This is a genomic window from Prevotella sp. MGM2, assembly GCF_002933955.1.
Lineage (GTDB): Bacteria > Bacteroidota > Bacteroidia > Bacteroidales > Bacteroidaceae > Alloprevotella.
The window spans coordinates 1-20,194 of sequence record NZ_BEWW01000312.1 but is presented as its reverse complement, the minus strand read 5'-3'; the positions used below and the strand labels follow the sequence as shown (position 1 = coordinate 20,194).

13 protein-coding genes are annotated in these 20,194 nt (G+C 52.9%); 8 read left to right on the top strand and 5 right to left on the bottom strand.

Annotated features, from left to right (window positions below):
* Positions 1-440 precede the first annotated feature (440 nt).
* From C5S62_RS13335 to C5S62_RS11535, 7 genes are all read left to right on the top strand, one after another.
* Positions 441-839: a hypothetical protein gene (locus tag C5S62_RS13335; protein WP_133159588.1), complete on the top strand. Its 399-nt coding sequence runs from the start codon at positions 441-443 to the stop codon at positions 837-839.
* Positions 840-1,003: 164 nt separating this feature from the next.
* Complete coding sequence (locus C5S62_RS11560) at positions 1,004-2,158, top strand: efflux RND transporter periplasmic adaptor subunit (RefSeq protein ID WP_104405533.1); 1,155 nt, start codon at positions 1,004-1,006, stop codon at positions 2,156-2,158.
* 34 nt (positions 2,159-2,192) lie between these two features.
* Positions 2,193-5,288, top strand: a complete 3,096-nt coding sequence (locus tag C5S62_RS11555; protein ID WP_104405532.1) for an efflux RND transporter permease subunit — start codon at positions 2,193-2,195, stop codon at positions 5,286-5,288.
* 20 nt (positions 5,289-5,308) lie between these two features.
* Entirely contained in the window at positions 5,309-6,508 is a 1,200-nt protein-coding gene (locus C5S62_RS11550; RefSeq protein ID WP_172486219.1) for a TolC family protein, read from the top strand.
* Between the two features lie 598 nt (positions 6,509-7,106).
* A complete protein-coding gene (locus tag C5S62_RS11545) occupies positions 7,107-8,624 on the top strand; it encodes an acetyl-CoA hydrolase/transferase C-terminal domain-containing protein (RefSeq protein WP_104405530.1) in 1,518 nt (505 codons plus the stop codon).
* A gap of 150 nt (positions 8,625-8,774) precedes the next feature.
* Positions 8,775-10,031, top strand: a complete 1,257-nt coding sequence (locus C5S62_RS11540) for an exonuclease SbcCD subunit D (protein WP_104405529.1) — start codon at positions 8,775-8,777, stop codon at positions 10,029-10,031.
* Positions 10,032-10,063: 32 nt separating this feature from the next.
* Positions 10,064-13,819 (top strand): AAA family ATPase, encoded by a 3,756-nt coding sequence (locus tag C5S62_RS11535; protein ID WP_104405528.1) that lies wholly within the window; start codon positions 10,064-10,066, stop codon positions 13,817-13,819.
* A 509-nt stretch (positions 13,820-14,328) separates the two neighbouring features.
* Here the strand turns inward: C5S62_RS11535 and C5S62_RS11530 are convergent.
* The 5 genes from C5S62_RS11530 to aroQ form a co-directional block, all read right to left on the bottom strand.
* Positions 14,329-15,561, bottom strand: coding sequence for an FtsX-like permease family protein (locus tag C5S62_RS11530; protein ID WP_104405527.1), 1,233 nt, complete (start codon positions 15,559-15,561; stop codon positions 14,329-14,331).
* A gap of 30 nt (positions 15,562-15,591) precedes the next feature.
* Entirely contained in the window at positions 15,592-15,927 is a 336-nt protein-coding gene (rbfA, locus tag C5S62_RS11525; protein ID WP_104405535.1) for a 30S ribosome-binding factor RbfA, read from the bottom strand.
* Positions 15,928-16,039: 112 nt separating this feature from the next.
* Positions 16,040-16,672, bottom strand: a complete 633-nt coding sequence (locus C5S62_RS11520; RefSeq protein ID WP_104405526.1) for an O-methyltransferase — start codon at positions 16,670-16,672, stop codon at positions 16,040-16,042.
* Positions 16,673-16,859: 187 nt separating this feature from the next.
* Complete coding sequence (pyk, locus tag C5S62_RS11515; RefSeq protein WP_104405525.1) at positions 16,860-18,302, bottom strand: pyruvate kinase; 1,443 nt, start codon at positions 18,300-18,302, stop codon at positions 16,860-16,862.
* Between the two features lie 84 nt (positions 18,303-18,386).
* Complete coding sequence (gene aroQ / locus C5S62_RS11510; RefSeq protein ID WP_104405524.1) at positions 18,387-18,806, bottom strand: type II 3-dehydroquinate dehydratase; 420 nt, start codon at positions 18,804-18,806, stop codon at positions 18,387-18,389.
* 74 nt (positions 18,807-18,880) lie between these two features.
* On the opposite strand from aroQ, the gene xerA reads away from it, so the two are divergent.
* Positions 18,881-19,909: a site-specific tyrosine recombinase/integron integrase gene (gene xerA / locus C5S62_RS11505; RefSeq protein WP_104405523.1), complete on the top strand. Its 1,029-nt coding sequence runs from the start codon at positions 18,881-18,883 to the stop codon at positions 19,907-19,909.
* Positions 19,910-20,194: the final 285 nt, after the last annotated feature.

Here is a 20,194-nt window from a genome sequence, read left to right as displayed (position 1 = left end):
CATATTTAACTTTCCGCAACAATTCCGAGTGTTAAAACATAGGTTGTAAGTAGTGCAGAAGAAAAAGTCCGTATCGGAATTTTAACACGTATACGGGGATTTTGAATTCGAATACGGGGATTTTCGGGAAGAAATACGCCGGTTTTCTCTTTTATTCCGGCTGAAAAACACTGAAAAAGCGGGACTTCTCCGTGAAGAGTCCCGCCCCGCTGTTACAAAGATACGACATTTTCCGGCGGAAAGCAAATTGTGTTAAAATCACAGACAAAGGCCAATGTGGCCAAACAGTTCTTCCGATTTGCATTAATTTAAGATTTTTGCAACCTGTTTGCAAGAGATATTTTTTAATTTTGCAAATCAAAGAAAACTTCATGCGGGACGCAACCACGAACCGGATGCTCTATGAGGTCCCGCTTCCCTCATCGCTGTAATATTTTAAAATGACGCATAGCCGCTGCAACATATTCCATGTGCTATCGGCCGTTATCCTTGTCATGACGGCCACTCTTTGGCCTCATCACCACCATGGCGATGAAGTTTGCTTCGGTACGGAGTTGTGTGACAACCGGCAGCACGGCGAGGAAGAGGTTCCCGGCCACACCGGCTCCAAGGAGAAAGACCACGGACAATGCAGCCTGAAAATGGCGCGCCAATCTGCCATAACGGGTAAAAAGGCCGACGGGCAGATGGTATTGCCGCCAATGGCCATGGCTGGCGAGGGGGCAACGTTGCCACCACTTATCCGCCACTGTTCAGAACGGCTGGAGCCTATACCCTTTTACAGGCTGAACAGTCGGTTGGCGCCGGCAGATGCTCTGAGAGGTCCTCCTTCTTTATAAATCCCCTCATTAATTGTTTTTTCAGAACCGGAAAGTTTCAGTTTTCCGGCTTCACTCCTATTTCCCACGCCATTACAACGGATACGGGCCATACCGGCTTACCGGTTGCCGGTTTCGTTTGTCATGGTCATAAATCCCCCTATTCTCCTAATAAAAGACTCAACATGAAACATTCATTCTATCTCTTGTGGCTCGTCATTTCCGCAGCCCTGACTGTTGCCGGATGCGACCACGCCGGCCATAAAGGCCATGACAAACCCGATGAAGAGAAAAAGGAACACGCACATGGCGAAGACGAAATCCTTTTCTCTGAGGAAAAAGCCAAAGCGGCCGGCCTGACTGTCGAAACGGTACAGAAAGGCGATTTCTCAGAGGTTGTGGAAGTGAGCGGCCGTATATTGCCGGCCCAAGGCACCGAAGCGACCGTTACTGCAACCATGGCCGGCATTGTAAGCCTGCCCGCAACGCCGCTCACCGACGGGGCTCCCGTCAGACGAGGACAGCCGCTATTCACCGTTTCGGCCGCACAAATGGCCGACGGCAACCCCGCCGCCGCCGCAAAAGCGGAACTGGAAACCGCAAAAGCCAATTACGAACGCATGAAACTTCTGGCAGAAGACCGGCTGGTAACGGCACGCGAACTTGACGAGGCGCGGCAACGCTATGAAACGGCACGCACCACAACGGCCAGTCTGGGAGGTGGCAACCAAACACGCGCGGTGACCGCACCTGCGGGCGGATACATAAAGAATGTCATGGTGAAGGACGGAGACTACGTGAATGCCGGACAAGCCCTGGCCACCATCACGCAAAGCCGCCGCCTGCAACTCCGCGCCGAACTGCCCGAACGTTTCTACAACTTCCTGCCACAAATCAAAAGTGCCAGTTTCAGACCGGCATACGCGGAAAACGCAACATCCTACAGCCTCTCAAACATGAACGGCCGTCTGGTTTCAAAAGGTCAGGCAGCGGATGCGGCAGACTTCTTCGTGCCCGTAATCTTCGAGTTTGACAACGTAGGCAACATCGTGGCGGGCAGTTACGCTGAAGTCTACCTTCTAGGCAACACACGCCGGAATGTCATCAGCGTCCCCTCAGCGGCACTTACCGAAGAGCAAGGCATCTTTTACGTCTACCTTCAGCATTCCGGCCACTCCTACCTCAAACAGGAAGTAACGTGCGGGGCCTCCGACGGGACACGCGTTGAAATAACCTCAGGACTCAAAGCCGGCGACAAGGTGGTGACACACGGTGTGACACAGGTGAAACTTGCAGCCAGTGCCGGCACCATACCCGAAGGCCACGGGCACAGTCACTGACATCCGAAAGTGTAATCATCAAAAGAAAAATGTGATGCTCAACAAAATCATATCCTTCTCCCTGAAGAACCGTCTCATCATCCTCCCGGCAACCATATTACTGCTCATCGCCGGTTGCTGGACGGCGTGGCGCATGGAAGTCGATGTCTTTCCCGACCTCAACGCCCCCACTGTGGTAGTGATGACCGAAGCAGGCGGAATGGCCGCCGAAGAGGTGGAGCGCCTCGTCACCTTCCCCATCGAAACCGCCGTCAACGGCGCTACCGACGTACGCCGCGTACGTTCCTCATCCACCAACGGATTCTCCGTAGTATGGGTGGAATTCGACTGGGGAACAGACATCTACAGAGACCGGCAGATAGTCTCTGAAAAATTATCGACCCTGGCCGATGATATGCCCGACGGTGTGGGTCAACCCACACTGGGACCACAGTCATCAATCATGGGCGAAGTCATGTTCATCGGACTCACGGCCGACTCAACGTCACAGACTGACTTGCGCACCCTAGCCGACTGGACCGTTCGTCCGCGGCTGCTATCAACAGGCGGTGTGGCACAGGTCACCGTTATGGGCGGCGACATACGGGAATACCAAATACAATTCCATCCCGAGCGCATGCGCCGTTTCGGTATAAGCCTCACGGAAATACTCAACGCCACACAACAAATGACACGCAACACCAACGGTGGCGTACTCTATGAATATGGCAATGAATACATTGTCCGCGGGCTGCTCTCCACTACCGAAGCCGCAGACATGGCTCAGGCTGTCATCAAGCAGAACAGCAATGGACAGCCGGTAGTTCTGGCCGATGTGGCCGATGTGCGGCTCGCCACAAAAGCCCCGCGCATAGGACTAGCTTCCATATCGGGCAAACCGGGCGTATTGCTCACCGTAACAAAACAGCCCGCCACAAGCACACTTGAACTGACCGAACAACTCGACAGCACCATGGCCGCGCTCCGCGTATCGCTGCCGGCAGATGTCAAGGTGAATACACAGCTCTACCGCCAGCAATCTTTCATCGACTCTTCGATCTCCAATATCCAAAAGTCGCTCATCGAAGGAGGTATATTCGTCGTACTCGTGCTTTTTATTTTCCTCATGAACGCCCGCACCACGTTCATATCACTCCTAACTATTCCGCTCTCGCTCCTAGTCTCGATCATCGCATTAAAGCTCATGGGGCTGACCATCAATACGATGAGCATCGGAGGTATGGCCATCGCCATAGGATCGTTAGTCGACGACGCCATTGTGGATGTAGAAAACGTATTTAAAAGGCTACGCGCCAACCGCCAGTTACCGGAAAACGAACGCCGGCCTTTGATCAGCGTGGTGAAGGAGGCTTCATGTGAAGTGCGCATGCCTATTCTTAACTCCACGCTCATCATAGTGGTAAGCTTTCTACCTCTCTTCTTCCTGTCGGGCCTGGAAGGGCGCATGCTCGTACCCCTAGGCGTCGCATTCATTGTATCGCTTTTCGCTTCCACGCTTGTGGCGCTGACGCTTACTCCCGTGTTGTGCAGCTATTTACTTGGCGACCAAAAGAAAGAGTTGAAAACACCGCGCTGGGTAGAACGCATGAAAAAGGGTTACGCCGTGTTGCTGCGGAAGGTACTCCACTGCAGCCGCCTCATAAGTGTGGGCGTAGCTGTACTTTTCATATTGACGCTCTCGGGCTTCTTTCTGATAGGGCGCTCCTTCCTTCCGCCGTTCAACGAAGGCTCATTCACGATAAATGTAAGCACACTGCCCGGTATTTCACTTGACGAAAGTGACAGCATAGGCCGGCGTGCCGAACAGCTGTTGCTGACTATTCCTGAAGTAAGGGACGTGGCCCGGAAAACGGGACGTGCCGAACTTGACGAGCATGCGCTCGGTGTAAACACCAGTGAGATGGAAGTTCCGTTTGAACTGCAGGGACGTTCGAAAGAGGAAATCATGAATGACATACGTCAGAAACTTTCCATTCTTTCGGGAGTCAATATAGAAATAGGACAGCCCATTTCCCATCGTATCGATGCCATGCTTTCGGGCACACGCGCCAATATAGCGATAAAGGTGTTCGGCACGGACCTTAACCGCCTTTACAGTTTGGGCAGCGAAATTAAAAAAGCCATAGCGGATGTGAAAGGCATAGCCGACCTTAATGTGGAACAGCAGGTGGAGCGGCCTCAACTTACTATCAGTCCGCGCCGCCAGCTCCTTGCCCGGATGGGGATAACCTTACCGGAATTCTCACAGTACGTGCGGGCGGCCTTGGCCGGCGAGGTGGTATCGCAAATCAATGAAGGCGGGAAAACGTTTGACCTTACTGTAAAGGTGAGCGACAACGACAGGCAAAGCATCGAACGGGTGAAAGGACTGCTCATTTCCACTGCCGACGGACAACATGTACCTCTTGAAGAAGTGGCCGACATCCGTTCCACATCAGGTCCCAACACGATTAACCGCGAGAACGCCCGCCGCAGAATCGTAGTATCCGCCAACGTGGCCGGACGAGACATGAGTTCCGTCGTGGCTGACATCAGACAAAGAATAGACACGAAAGTAAAGTTGCCGCAGGACTACCACGTGGAGTATGGCGGCCAGTTTGAAAGCGAAGCCTCTGCCTCGCGCACGCTGCTTTTCCTTTCCGTAGTGAGCGTTGTGGTCATCCTTCTGCTGCTGTTCTTCCAGTTCCGTTCCTGGCGCCAGTCCGTTGTCGTGTTACTCAATCTGCCCCTGGCTCTGACCGGCGGCATACTGTCGCTGCTTGTGACGGGCAGCGTCATAAGTATTCCGGCCATCATCGGCTTTATATCGCTCTTCGGCATAGCCACGCGCGGCGGCATGCTCCTCGTAGACCGTTATAACGAATTGCGGCGCAGGGGCGTATCTCCTGAAGAAAGTGTGCTCGGCGGTTCTACGGACCGACTTCTTCCCATCCTCATGACAGCACTTACCAGCGGTTTGGCTCTCATACCGTTAGTGATAGGGCACGACCTTCCGGGCAACGAAATACAAAGTCCTATGGCTACGGTCATGCTCGGCGGACTTTTCACCAGCACGCTGCTCAACCTGATAGTAATTCCCGTCATTTACCTGCGCTATTGCAGCAAGACCGCCATAGGCGGAGACGAATAAAATCATATTATCCGATGAAAATGAAACGACACTTATATATATTGTCCGCTCTTCTTTGCCTGCCAATGCTCTCGGCAGCCCAAAGCGGCGTTGCAGAGCGCCGTTCCGCGCTGCTCGACAGCATAGTGAAAGGCAACACCACCCTGCGCGCCTTGCGCCAGGGAGTGGAGGCCGGAAAGGCGGGTATGGAAACCTCGCTCCGCCTCCCCGATCCCGAAGTGGGATTCTCCTACAAATGGGGCGCGCCGGCCGGAGTTCCGGCCGTAAAAGGCGTTGACGTGACACAGCAACTCGACTGGGGAGTCCTGACAGGCCGGCGTCGCCGGCTGGCACAAAGCGGTGCCGGCAAACTGGAACAGGACTACCGCATCAGTCTGCGCGACATGCTGGCGGAAGCCGACCGCATTATCGTCAACCTGACTTATTACAATCTCCTGTGCGACGAACTGAAGCGGCGCCTCGCCGTGGCTCAGGAAGTCATGTCGCTATGCAGCAAACGCTATGAGCGTGGCGACCTCAACGCCATTGACCTCAACAAAATACGCCTTAACACCACTTTGGCGCAAACGGAGCTGAAGCGCGCCCTGTCCGAGCGGCAGTCGTTACAATTCGACCTTAACCGTCTAGGAGGCAAAGCGGACTTGGCGTGGAACGACACCGTGTACGCCGTTCCCGCCCTACCCCCACTGGACGAACTGCGCTCAGACATCGAAACCGCCAGTCCGGAACTGGCAGCGGCCGACGCCGCCATCCGCCAGGAGCACGACCGCCTGCGTCTGACCCGCACAGAAGGACTTCCCAACCTTTCGGTAGGCTACACCGGTGAGTACATCAAAGGCGAGAGACACAGCGGCGTGACCATCGGGCTGAGTATACCCCTGTGGGGCAACAGCCGGAAAAAAACGGCCGAGAGCCGCGCCCTGCTGGCCCTATCGGAAATGGAACGCGCTGATGCCGCCAAACGGCTGGAAACGAATCTGATGAAGCGCTATGCCTCTGCCCGGAACCTGCGCCAGACAGCCGACAAACTCACAGAAGACCTTGCCCGGGCAGACAATGCACATCTGATCCGCCGTTCGCTGGAGTTGGGACAGATATCGCTTTTGGACTATCTGCTGGAAATCTCCTTTTACTACAACGCGCGCACACAGCAACTTGAAGCCGAGCGCGACGCCCAGATGGCTCTTGTGGAGTTGTGGCAACTCATAGACAAAGAATAAGGACCATTTACCCACGAAATGGCAAACGTCTCCGTACAAAGAGGGCCTATCGCCTTGCCTGTACGGAGACGTTTCCTTTATTGATATAGCCGGATGCTCTTCCGCTGCAATCGAGAAAATGTTTTCAACCATTCTGTAATCAATAGAAAGCCCTTTTCAACTTTAACATATTTAACTTTCCGCAACACTTTGGAGTGTTAAAACATAGGTTTGAAATAGTGAAAGAGAAAAAGTCCGTATCGGAATTTTAACTCGAATACTTGGAATTTAAATTCGAATATGGGGATTTTCAAGAAAAAATACGGCTGAAAAACATTCGGACAGGCTTGAAAAACACTGAAAAAGCGGGACTTCTCCGTGAAAAGTCCCGCTCCGCTGTTACAAAGATACGACATTTTACGGGCAAAAGCAAATTATGTTAAAACGACCGCCGGGGAACAAATTCGTTATCTTCTTTGACATCAGGCATGCCCTGCGGGAACATTTTTCCTTCCTGTAAAAATTATGAGGACATCCATAGCCTCAACGCAATAAATCATGCAATTCATTAGGAATATTGTAAAAATATTCGTATTTTTGCCGAAAACATGAATAAACAATGAATATTCCTAAAATAATAACTGCGGCCGAAGCGGCTGCCATGATCAACAACGGAGAATTGCTCGGCGTGGGCGGATTCGGTCCGGCCGGCGCGCCCAAGTGTATCCCTCCCGCCATAGCCGCGCGGGCCCGTGAGGAACATGCCGCCGGAAGGCCTTTCAAGGTAGACGTGGTGACGGGCGCCTCGATAGGCGCGAGCTGCGATGGCGAACTGGCGGCAGCCGACGCCATAGACCGCCGCCTGCCCTTTTCCGTGAATGCGGAAATACGGAAAGCCTACAATTCAGGCCGCGTGCGTTACACCGACCTTAACCTATCGGACAATGCCACTTTTCTGCGGCAAGGCATCACAGGACCGGTGGACTGGGGAATCATAGAGGCCTGCGACGTGCAGGAAGTGCGGGGCAAACTGCGCATCTACCTCACGGCGGGTATCGGCATAGCCCCCACCATCTGCCATCTGGCCCGGAAAGGCGTGTTCGTAGAGGTGAACTCATGGCACTCGTCCAAACTCATCGGCATGCACGACATTTATGAGATAGAGGCTCCATGGTACCGGTCGCCCATACGCATTACACAGCCGGTGGAGATTATCGGACTGCCTTACATAGAGGTGTCGCCCGAACATATACGCGGCATCGTGTCCACCCACTTGCCGGACGAGGCACGGGCCATGACGCCTGCCACTGACGTGACGCAAAGGATAGGGCAGCACATGGCCGATTTCCTGGTGGACAACATGCGACAGGGATACATATCGGGCCGCCGGCTGACGTTGCAAAGCGGTGTGGGCAGCGGTGCCAACGCCGTTCTGGGTGCACTGGGCGAATGCCGCGAGGTGCCCGACTTCAACATCTACACCGAAGTGCTTCAGGAAGAACCCTTGCGGCTTATCGGCGAAGGACGCGTGGTATCGGCCTCAACAGGCGCGCTCACCATCTCGAGCGAACACCTGCAGGAACTTTACAGCAACATCAACGATTATCGCGGAAGATTGCTCATCCGGCCGTCTGAAATTTCCAACTGTCCTGAAATTATAGCCCGTCTGGGCATCTGCTCGCTCAACACGGCCATAGAGGTGGACATATACGGACACGTGAACTCCACGAAGATAGGGGGTACGAAAATGATGAACGGTGTGGGAGGATCGGCCGACTTCACGTGCAATGCCATGCTTTCCACCTTTACCTGCGGCTCTACCACGAAGGAAGGGAAGATAAGCAGCATCGTGCCTTTCTGCTCGCATGTGGACCACACGGAGCATTATGTGGACGCCGTGGTGACGGAATACGGCGTGGCCGACTTGCGCGGAAAATGCGCCGCTGACAAGGCACGGGCCTTGGTGGAGATCGCGCACCCCGACTACCGCCCCTTGCTGCGCGACTACCTGCGCCTGGCCGAACGTTACGGCGGACACACGCACCATGTGCTCAACGCGGCATTTGCCATGCACGACACCTTCCGCCGGAAAGGCGACATGCGCCTGACGGACTGGAGCGAGTACATTAAGGAATAAGTGTTCAAATATTAGTTTATAAGGGAAAATCACCCGCTGAGGCAAATAAAACAAATACACCTCAGCGGGTGTCGCTTTTTTATACCCCGGCGCCGCTGTGCCTTACGGAAAAAACTGTAATTTTGCCTTCACAAAACAACATAGCACACAATGAAAATCATACATACGGCCGACTGGCATCTGGGGAATACTTTCCACGGACATACCCGCACCGACGAACATGCGCACTTTCTGGCATGGCTCCTCGATACTTTGGAACAGCAAATGCCTGATGCGCTCATCATCAGCGGCGACGTGTTCGACTCGGCCAATCCGCCTGCAGCGGCCGAACGTCAGCTCTACGACTTCCTGCTTGAAGCCACCAGGCGGGTGGAAGGTCTGCAAATCGTCCTCACTGCCGGCAACCACGACTCGGCAGGACGGCTTGAGGCACCGGCCGAACTCCTGCGCCTTCACAACATTTATGTACGCGGCGTCATCCGCCGCAACGAAGCGACCGGTGAGCTGGACTTCGACCACTACCTGTTGCCGCTCAGCCGGCGCACCGATGCGGAGGCCCAAATCGTCTGCCTGGCCGTACCCTATTTGCGTCCGGCGGACTATCCGGCCGGTTTCACAACCACGGAAGGCATTGCCTGGTTCCTCGACAACCTCATCAGGCGCCTGAGGAAAAGCCCTTTCAAAGGACTTCCTGTCATAACCGCCGCCCACTTCTATGCCACCGGCGTAGAAGTATGCGACAACGAACACAGCGAACGGCTCGTTGTAGGCGGACAGGACTGCGTGGAAGCCCGAAAGGTGGACTGCGGCGCAGCCTATACCGCCTTGGGACACATTCATAAGGCGCAGCGCGTAGGCAATACGCAAAGTGAAATGCACTACGCCGGCAGTGCGCTGCCCATGTCGTTTTCAGAAAGACATTACCGACACGGCGTACAATGGATTGAGATAAACGAATACGGCAAGGCAACCGTAAAAAGGCTCTGCCATACGCCCCTGCGCGGCCTCATCTCCATTCCCGAACGCGGGTCTGCAACCCCCGAAGAGGTGTTTGCCGCAATAGCCGCGCTGCCCAAACGTGAGAAACACTACGACAGCGACACTTTGCCTTATCTTGAAATCCGCGTCGAGGAACGGCAGCCGCAACCATCGTTGATGCACGAAGTGGCGCAGGCTCTGGAAGAACGCGCGGTACACTTCTGCCGCATGGTGCGTGAGGTGCCGCAGGAAAACGACAAGGCGCAAAAAGAAAACGAATCCCTCAAAACCCTGCGCAGCATTTTACCAAAGGAAATGGCAAGGCGCATATTCGAAAACCGCTATCACGCAGAAATGACGGAAGAGATGCTCAAACGCTTCCTTCAGGCTGAAGAGGCAGTAGCCGCTGATGAAAGCGGAGCCGAGTGAATATCGCACATCCAACAATTGACTACCAAACAATGAAAATAGAGAAAATAACCATCTGCAACCTTACTTCGCTTGAAGGCGAACAGGTCATAGACTTCACACAAGAGCCTTTGCGGTCGGCCAGTCTGTTTGCCATCACCGGCGACACGGGAGCGGGAAAATCAACCGTACTCGATGCCGTTTGCCTGGCACTCTACAATCGCGCACCGCGTTTTGACGGTGTGGAGAGAGCCAACGCCGAGGACGTTAAAAGCATTGAGAACCGGGCGCAGGCCATTCAGGCAGGCGATGTGCGCGGTATATTACGGCGTGGCTGCAAGGAAGGATACGCCAAAGTAGTCTTTGCCACTCTTTCAGGCGAGCGGTATGAAGCCGGATGGAGCGTGCGTCTCAAGCGTACCGGCAGCTACGACCGCCAAGTACGTACCCTGCGGCAATTGTCTCCGCGAAAGGCCGACTTTCCTGAAAAGGAAATAAATTCGCGCATTCCGGAAATCATCGGACTGGACTACATGCAATTCACACGTACCGTGATGCTCGCACAAAACAGTTTCGCCAATTTCTTACGGGCCAAAAGAGAAGAGAAATCATCGCTGCTTGAAAAACTGACCGGCACGGAGATATACGGCCGCATCTCGCAGAAAATACACGAGATGACCAAACAGGCCGAAGGCGAAGTGAAAGCGCTGGAGCAGCTTGTGAGCGGCATACTTCACGACCGCTTGCATGAAGAGGAGAAGACGGCGCTTGAGGAAGAGCGCTCACTGATCACGGTTTCGGCCGAAAACATAGCCGGCCGCACTGAAACGGTGCGGCGCCAGCTCCAATGGCTCGATGACTACGATGCGGCGCGGACGGAAGTGACGCAACGCGAAGCGGAATATGTGGCAGCGAATAAAGCCTATATGGCGATGAATGTCGAAGAGACAGCGCTCGAACGCTACGATGCGGTATTGGGCGTACAACCGCTTTTTCAGGAAATAGTCGTGCGGCGCGGCGATATCGAAGCCATCAAGCGCAACGAAGTATCGGTGGCGAAACAAATAGAAGAGTTGCATGCTCAACTACAGCATACAGCCATGACGCTTGAATCAGCCCGTGAACAGATGTATAACGCCGAAAGTACTTTTTCGGCCCGACGACCTGCCATTAACCGCGGTCATACCATTTGTGGGGAAATAGCCGGTCTGGACGGTCAGCTAAAACGTGCAGAAGAACAACTTCTGACTGCCCGGCGCAATGGTGAGGAACATACCGCACGGCTGCAGGCAAAGAAAGAGCAGTTGGAAAAAACCGCTGCCCTTCTTGAGAAATCGCTCCTTCGTCAGCAGGCGCTCATGGTGCATCGTATGATGTTTGACAAGTTCGATCTTGTGAAAGACAAACTCAACGCCCTGACCGCAGAGACATGCCGTAACGAAGAAGTCCATAAGAAACATGCAGCCTTGCAAAAGCAACAGACAATGCTCAAGGCGGCCTCGGAAAAAGTGGAGGAGAAACTGCACGCTGACGAAGCACGCATGACAGCTCTCAAAAGCGAACTGCTTATTCACCGCCAGATGAATCAGGGACTTGACAGCATGCAGCTTCAGCAGCGCTTTGCCGACAACCGGAACCGTCTGCTGGTTTTGCAACGGGCCAAAGCTTTATGGCAACGCATATCGTCAGGTTATGAGGAAATCGAGGAGAAGGAGGCCGAAGTGGGACGTCTTGTCAGCCGGCAGGGACAGTTGCAAAAAGATATGGAACGCATGGAGAGGGAACTCGCCGTGCTTGATGAAGCCCACCGCCGCCAGAGCGTAGCCCTCACACTGAGCCAAAGCGAAAATATCAAGCAATTGCGCCAACGTCTGAAGGAGGGCACTGCCTGTCCGGTATGTGGCGCCACGCATCACCCCTACTATACGGAGACGGAGCGTGAATTGGGAGAATTACTCACTAATTTGGAAAAGGAATACGAGGAAGCGACGGCTGAACTGGCTGAAAAGCGCGCCACGTTTGAAGCCATGACGCGCGAATATGCCACAAGACAAGGACGTCTGGAATCGGAGCGTACCAATCTCTTGTCGCGTTCAGCCCGTCAGGCGGCCGATGTCGAGGAATGGTCCGCATGTGCTCATCTCGACTCTTCGTTTTCTGACTGTTCGCCATCTGTGGCGCGCGACACACGCCGCCTGATGATAGGTCTGTTGCTCGACAACACCATGCGTTCGGTAAAGGAAGCCGAGAAGGATCTGGAAACTTTCAACTTCCATCAGGGGCATATCAACCGCCTCAACGAAGAAATAAGCGCCTTGGAACTGCAAATGGCCGATAACCGCACGCATATCGACGATTTGCGCACACAATATAAAATAGCTTCCGCAGCCGAAGAGGAGACAGAGCGTGTGATGCAACTGTCCGACCGCTCCTGTGGCGAACTTTACGCGGACCTCGACCAGATGGTGACGCTGTCAGGATGGTTTACGGAGTGGAAGAACAATGCCGACGAACTGCGGTTGCGCCTCACAGATCTCTTCCATGACTGGCAGCAAACATGTGCCGCTGTGGAAGAACACCGCAACGCCGAAGTCTTATTACGCGAAGAAGTGAAACTGGGTGAAAATACCCTGTCGGAAACCCGCAGGCTGTTGTCAGCAGCTCAGGACGCCCACAGCTGTGTGGAAAACCTGATGGCAACGAAACGCGATGAACTGGCACGCCTCTTTGGCAACGGTTCGCCGGAACAAGAAGAACACCGCCTGCAAGAGGAAGTAGACAAAGCACGGGCTGCCGAAACCGCCGCACGCGCCGCCCACGAAGAAACCGGCGGCAAGTTGCGACTGCAGCAGGGCACACAGCGTAATTTGCTTGAAAGCCGTTTGCACTCACAAGCGGAATACAGCCGGAAGACAGCTGAACTGGACACGTGGATTCTGCGTTTTAACGGTTCACACTCTCCCATGCAGTTTGCCGAACTGGAACAGATTTTTGCGGACACGCGCGATTGGAAAGCACTACGCGTGAGCCTCAACGCGCGTAAGGAAACTGTAACGTTAACGGCCAACCGCTTGCAAATGTCACGCGACGCCCTCCAGCGTCTGCGCAACATGACCCACCGGCCGACAGGAGAAGGGGAAGAGTCGCGCGAAGCGCTCACGGCTACCCTCGAAAGCCTTCAAGCAGAAGCAGAAAACGCCAACAAGCGCCTTACGCACATCAATTTGCGTCTGATGGCTCATGAGAATTGCCTGAAACAGGCCGCGGCTTATGCCGGACGGATTGAAACCGCACGGACGGATTGCGAAGAGTGGCGCCGTCTCGACAGTCTGTTGGGAAGCCATGATGGCAAGAAATTCCGCGAACTGGCCCAAAGTTACACCTTTGCCTTTCTAGTGGAACATGCCAACGCACAACTACGGATGTTCTCCCCCCGCTATGAGTTGCGTAACGTGCCTGGACGCCTGACTCTCGAAATTATCGACCGCGACATGTTCGATGAACATCGCTACGTCAGCTCACTCTCAGGCGGCGAGACATTCGTGGTCAGCCTGGCGCTCGCCCTCGGACTGGCTTCGCTTTCCACAGGCAGTCTTTCCATCGGCAGCCTCTTCATCGATGAAGGGTTCGGTAATCTTGACCATGCCTCGCTTGATCTCGTCATGACGGCACTCTCCAATCTTGAGAATGCTCAGGGGCGCAAAGTCGGAGTCATCAGTCATACGGAGCAGATACGTTCTCAAATAAGTCCTCAGATCCATTTGGTGAAACAGCCCGCAGGCGGTCGCAGTGTCATCCGGATACGCTGAAAGGCACAGGCAGGCAATTTACCGTTCGACTTTTTCGGAATTTCGGTTTTTAACTTTGCATTATCAACAGCCGATGCCCGTCGGCTGACAAATCTCCATAGGATGTTTGCACATATAGCCGCAAGCATCCTTTTTTCTTTTCATACAACAAGCAAAACCAGGCATATCCAATTTGAAAAACAACGGTTTATCAAATAAAAACCATTACTTGGAATTTAAAATGCAATACTTACAATTTAAATTCCAAGTAATGGTTTTCAAAATATACAGTCAAGTCTTTAAAATGCAGTAAGCCCACTTCGTGCTATTTCCCACTTGCAGGAAAACATCTTATCTGCCATGACTGAAAATATAATAATTTATAAACTTTCATAAATCGCTCTCCTGTTAAAAACAGAAAGTCGGGCACCTTTGCGGGTTCCCGACAAAATCCGATCTAATGAAAGATATCTTTTCCTGTATAAAAGTTCACGGATGATACACGATGAAAATCGGCACCTGCCGCCAGCTCACGATATGCGACGACTCAGATAGCGCACAGGATACCACACGGTGACAAACCCGACAGCAACCACTGTAGCGAACACCAGCAGAACATCTGCCCAATGGATACTGACAGGATAAGCGTTGACAATAAAGTTCCCCTCATCGCCACCAAGGCGCAGCAAGCCGAAAGTCTGCTGCAAATAGCACACCAGCAGTCCCAGCACAATTCCTGTAACTGTTCCTAAAAGCGTAATGAGCCGGCTCTCTATGAGAAAAACCCGCGCCACGGCACGATCGTCCATACCCAAACTGCGAAGTGTCGACACATTGTCGCGCTTGTCAATGATGAGCATTGACACTGAACCGATTAGATTGAAACAGGCAATGAGTAATATGAACGTGAGAAACGAGAAGGCCACAATTTTTTCTATCTCCATCACACGGAACATATCCTGATGCTGTTCCGTCTTGTCGCGTACAGTATAGGCTTTTCCCACAGCCTGCCTGATGCGTTGCTTCACGTTCTCCACATCCGCCCCGGGCTTGAGCCGCACCTCTAAAGCCGAAATTTTATCCTTCTGCTCGAAAAGATTGCGTGCAAACTCCAGGGATGTAAGCAGATAAGCCTCGTCATAACGTTTCTGATTCACCTGGAAAAACACGCCTTGCGAAAAAATATCATCCACATTAAAGCTCTCGGCCGGATTAGCCATATTGATACGTTCGCCCCGCCGGGGAGCACAAATCTGCAAATGGCCGAAGTCAAGTCCCATACGTGCGGCCAGCCCATAACCCGGCACAGCATAATTCACTCCGGCTGCTGAAAGTTCAGGCAAGGTGGTATGAGCATTATCCTTATTGTAAATAATACTGTCCACTCCCGTTACAGAACGGAAATTCTCATCCACTCCCTTTACGGTTACCACCAGCGGATTGCCCTTATAGAGAATAAGCGCGTCTTCCTCCAGCGTTTCGCTGACCACAGCCACTCCTTCCACAGAACGCACACGCTGCAGCGCTCCATCGGCCGACGGCACAAATTTGCCCTTGGTCGGCGCCACTTCTATCTGCGGATCGAAAGTCGAATAAAGACTGCCAATGAGGTCGCGAAATCCGTTGAAGACGGAAAGCACACACACCAGCGCCATGGTGGACACTGCAATGCCAAGCGCCGAAATGCCGCTGATAATGTTGATGGCGCTGTGGCTTTTCTTCGAAAAGAGATAACGCCGCGCCATGAAGAAAGAAAGACTCATGATAAAGGAAGTGTGTTGCCGGTTGTTGTTTTACTTTTTGAGCAACTCGTCAATATGGTCAATATAGTCGAGCGAATCGTCAACAAAGAACTTCAATTCGGGAATGATACGCAACTGATGACGCACACGCGTGCCCAGTTCATAACGTAACTCACGCACGCTGCTGTTGATGTTGCGCACAATTTCCTCACTGCGTTCCGAAGGGAACACACTCAGATAGCCGCGGCACACACTCATATCGGGACTGATGCGCACGGCACTTACACTCACAAGCACGCCGGGCATCGTCTGTGTCTGGCGTTGGAAGATGTCGCTCAATTCCTTTTGAATCAAACGGGCTATTTTCTGTTGTCTGGTTGTTTCCATAATTACTTTATATGATAAATGAATATTAGGGAGCAGTACGACGGACATTTTACCGGTTCCATCGTCTTTTTTCTTCAGGAAACCGCATGTCGGCAGTCGGCTGCAGAGAAACTTATATTCCCTTGTGGCGAATCACCGTCAGGCCGTCGCGTAAAGGCAGAATGACATTCTCCACTCGCGGGTCGGCAGCCACAAGCCGGTTAAAACGGCGTATGCCCTGTGTTTGCGCATCATTTTCATATTCCGGCTCCACCACATGACCGTCCCACAAAGTATTGTCAGCCAGAATATATCCGCCGGGATTCAAAAAACGCATCACAAGCTCGTAGTAATCGGCATATTGCCGTTTGTTAGCATCGATAAACACCATATCGAAGTGCAGATTCATTGCGGGAAGCAGTTCGAACACATCGCCTACAATCATTTCTATCCGTGGGGCGTAAGGGGCGTTTTCCAGCCATGGCCGTGTAAAATCCTCCTGTTCATCATTGATTTCAAAAGTATAGAGACATCCTTCCTCCGTCATTCCTGATGCCATACACAGCGCCGAATACCCTGAATATGTGCCTATTTCAAGCACTGTACGCGGCCGGATCATTTGTGTGAGCATGCGCAGCAACTGCCCCTGCAAGTGTCCCGATGCCATGCGCGGACGAAGCAAATGCAGATTCGTAGCGCGGTAGAGACGATACAGATAATCGTCTTCGGGAGTAATGTGCGAAAGAATATAATCATCGAGCGTCATACGGCAGTAAGGAAGGTTTTAGCGGCAATAGAGATTTAATTATTTGGCGATAAAGACATTTGGCGTACCGGCCGGGAGTGTCGCTGCCGTCACCGCAACAGATGATTATTGCCTTTACAGTCGGGTATTTGTCTCTACACCGGATTTTAAGGATAACTGCTGCGGACAGGGCTGTTATTCCCGCTCATCAGTTATGATAGGCTTCCTCCCCTTCGGTCAGGAAGAGATTTTTCACAATGTTCATTTCCATGAACGAAGTACTCTGCTCCTTGCGCTGCGAGCCAAGATAACAAATGCGGTCGTCTTCGTGAATGACGCCGTCGGCAAGCAGTTTGCGCAAAGCGGCGAGCAGGAATTCGTGTCCGAAGCTTTTCATGGGCATATATATGGCATAAATACCGTAAGACAATGCCAGATGGCGCACAGTTTTGGCTTTGTAGCAAATGGCCAGTACGATGCGTTTGCCGCGGTAGGAGGAGACATAACGGGCCGTCCGTCCGGTATAGCTGTCGAGTATGATGGCCCGCAGGCGCATACGCTTGGTAGCCATCACGGCCTCTTTGGCAAAAAATTCCGTTACGTCAGGGTGTTCGGGCAGCGGAATGTCCATGTCCTGAAAGTATTTGTAATTGTCTTTCTCAGCCTGTACAGCGACCTTGGCCATTACGCGCACTGCCTCTATGGGGTAGTCGCCGTAGGCCGTCTCCCCCGACAGCATGAGGGCATCGGCATGTGAATACACAGCATTAGCGATGTCGGTCACCTCGGTACGTGTGGGACGCGGGTTGCGTATCATGCTCTGCAGCATCTGTGTGGCTACTATGACCGGTTTGTGCGCACGGATAGCCTTGCTCACCAGACGGTGCTGTATGCCGGGAATGAGTTCCTGCGGCACTTCTATGCCCAAGTCGCCACGGGCCACCATAATGCCATCGGCGGCTTCGAGAATTTCATCGATGTTGTCCACGCCCTCCTGATTCTCGATTTTGGCAATGATGCGGATGTCGCTGCCGGCCTCGTCGAGTATTTGGCGTACGGCTGCAATGTCGTCTTTCGACCGTACAAAGGAGTGGGCTATGAAGGCAATGTCCGCTTCGATGGCAAAGCGGATGTTCTCTCTGTCGCGTTCGGTGAGCGCCGGCAAATTGATGCGTATGCCCGGCACGTTTACGCTTTTGCGCGAACCTAGTGTGGCATCATTCTCCACGCGGCAGGTGAGCCGGTCGGCGGTTTTGGCTTCAACGATAAGACCCAGGTCGCCATCGTCGATGAGTATATGGGCGCCTTCCGGAAGATCGTTTACGAAATCGGGATAGCTTACGGCTATGCAGTCGTGTGTGGTGATAAGTTCAGGGTTGCCCACAATGTCTACCAATTCGTCGCGCAGGAACTCTATGGGCTGTTCACACCGTGTGGTACGCACTTCGGGTCCTTTGGTGTCGATGAGTACGGCTATGTGGCTAGACACCTCACGCACGTTGTTGATGACGCGTCTCATTCCCTCCGGCCCCTGATGCGCGGTGTTGAGGCGTACAACGTTCATGCCTTCCTCATAGAGCGAGCGCAACAGGCCGATGTCGCAGCGGTTGTCGGAAATTGTGGCTACAATTTTGGTTTTCTTATACATTATGGTCTGTGTTGGATTTTTAAATTTGTATTTTCCTGAGACGTCTCATCCCTTTTCCTTTGCGTAGGACCTGAGGCGGCAGGAAGTTCAGCCGATGAGCGCTTCCAGTCCGAGGCGGTAGGAGCCGAGTCCGAAACCGCATATCACGCCGCGGCAGGCCGGCGCAATTACGGAGTGGCGACGGAAGTCCTCACGGGTGTGTACGTTGGATATGTGTATTTCCACCACAGGTACATGAATGGAGCGGATGGCATCGTGCAGGGCTACGGACGTATGGGTGTAGGCCCCTGCGTTGAGCACAACGCCGTCGACGCCCTCGCGGGCGGCCTCCTGCAGTCGGTCGATAAGGAACCCCTCCACGTTGCTCTGGAAGTAGAGCAACTCGATGTGAGGATAACGGCTGCGGAGACTCTCAAGGCAGTCGTCCATGGTGCCTGCGCCGTATATGCCGGGTTCACGGCTACCCAACAGATTGAGATTGGGGCCGTTCATGATTAAAATCTTCATTGTGGCGGTCAGAATGTCGCTTAGAAATAATTACTTTTGCAAATGCTCTGCAAAGTTACAAAAAACCTCGTAATATGAACGATAGCGACATTATTAATAATAAACAGCCGGCATCCGGCACAAAGCCTGCCGAAACTGGCGGGCTGGACGCCGAAGTATACGACCGCTGGTTTAAAAAGAAAAAAGATCCGGAAGTATTGGGCAAATATCTCGTCTATCTGCTTCTTGAGCAGGGGCTGTCGGAGAACACACGGCTGGCCTACGAGCGTGATGTGCGCCGCTTTTTCGAATTTCTTGATGACGAAGGTCTGCGGCCGGAAGAAGTGCGACTCGACCATTTGCACCGTTTCATGTGTCACCTTGCAGACATGGGTATCGGTGCCCGGTCGATAGCGCGCATAGCTTCAGGAATAAGATCGTTCTACGGTTTTCTCGTACTCGACGGCTACACCGACCGCGATCCCACAGAGTTACTCCATTCGCCGCAAATAGGCAAGCATTTGCCCGAAGTTCTCAGCCTCAGCGAGGTGGACGCAATCATCGAAGCCGTAGATCCGGCTCACCCCGACGGACCGCGCGACCGCGCCATCATCGAAGTGCTTTACAGTTGCGGCCTGCGTGTGAGCGAATTATGCAACCTGCGCCTATCTGACCTGTTTCTTTCCGACCGCTACATACGCGTGACAGGCAAAGGGACCAAACAGCGCCTTGTGCCCATTTCGGAAAAGGCCATCGCCGAACTGGAATGCTGGTTTGAAGCGCGTCAGGAAATAGAACCGAAACAAGGAGAGGAAGACTACGTTTTCATCAGCCAGAAACGGCGGCAGCACCTTTCGCGCATTACGGTGTTTCATAATTTGCGCGTTTTTGCCCAAAGAGCGGGCATTGCCAAAACCATCAGCCCCCATACGTTCCGCCACACCTTTGCCACACACATGCTGGAAGGCGGTGCCAATCTGCGCTTCATACAGGCCATGCTCGGACATGCCAATATCGACACCACTGAAATATACACTCACCTGGACATGCGTTTCCTGCGCCAGCAGGTCCTTGAGCATTTTCCGCGTAACAGGATGGAAAGAGACACTTCACCGGCAGAATAAAACGGGAATGATATCCTCTGAAAAATCACATTTCCCGTTTTTAACATTTCTTGCTTTTGCCTTTTTAATTCCGTATATTTGCAACAGCAAAGCGGGCGGTCTTCATGAGACACCCGCTTTTTCACGTATCAGAGGACATGGACAGAGGTGAAAAACACTATATTTTCACCTCAAAAAGCATTACTTGGAATTTTTACGGCAATACTTGGAGTTAAAATTCCGATACGGACTTTTTCTGGGTCAAGCCGAAATTCCGGTGCATTTGTTAAAATTCGAGAGCTGAAA

Excerpts from the sequence above, each read along its gene's own strand:
- xerA (WP_104405523.1), top strand. The coding sequence starts at position 18,881 with ATGAACGATAGCGACATTATTAATAATAAACAGCCGGCATCCGGCACA.
- C5S62_RS11560 (WP_104405533.1), top strand. The coding sequence starts at position 1,004 with ATGAAACATTCATTCTATCTCTTGTGGCTCGTCATTTCCGCAGCCCTG.
- rbfA (WP_104405535.1), bottom strand. The coding sequence starts at position 15,927 with ATGGAAACAACCAGACAACAGAAAATAGCCCGTTTGATTCAAAAGGAA.
- C5S62_RS11555 (WP_104405532.1), top strand. The coding sequence starts at position 2,193 with ATGCTCAACAAAATCATATCCTTCTCCCTGAAGAACCGTCTCATCATC.
- C5S62_RS11550 (WP_172486219.1), top strand. The coding sequence starts at position 5,309 with ATGAAACGACACTTATATATATTGTCCGCTCTTCTTTGCCTGCCAATG.
- C5S62_RS11520 (WP_104405526.1), bottom strand. The coding sequence starts at position 16,672 with ATGACGCTCGATGATTATATTCTTTCGCACATTACTCCCGAAGACGAT.
- C5S62_RS11530 (WP_104405527.1), bottom strand. The coding sequence starts at position 15,561 with ATGAGTCTTTCTTTCTTCATGGCGCGGCGTTATCTCTTTTCGAAGAAA.
- C5S62_RS13335 (WP_133159588.1), top strand. The coding sequence starts at position 441 with ATGACGCATAGCCGCTGCAACATATTCCATGTGCTATCGGCCGTTATC.
- C5S62_RS11535 (WP_104405528.1), top strand. The coding sequence starts at position 10,064 with ATGAAAATAGAGAAAATAACCATCTGCAACCTTACTTCGCTTGAAGGC.
- aroQ (WP_104405524.1), bottom strand. The coding sequence starts at position 18,806 with ATGAAGATTTTAATCATGAACGGCCCCAATCTCAATCTGTTGGGTAGC.
- C5S62_RS11540 (WP_104405529.1), top strand. The coding sequence starts at position 8,775 with ATGAAAATCATACATACGGCCGACTGGCATCTGGGGAATACTTTCCAC.
- C5S62_RS11545 (WP_104405530.1), top strand. The coding sequence starts at position 7,107 with ATGAATATTCCTAAAATAATAACTGCGGCCGAAGCGGCTGCCATGATC.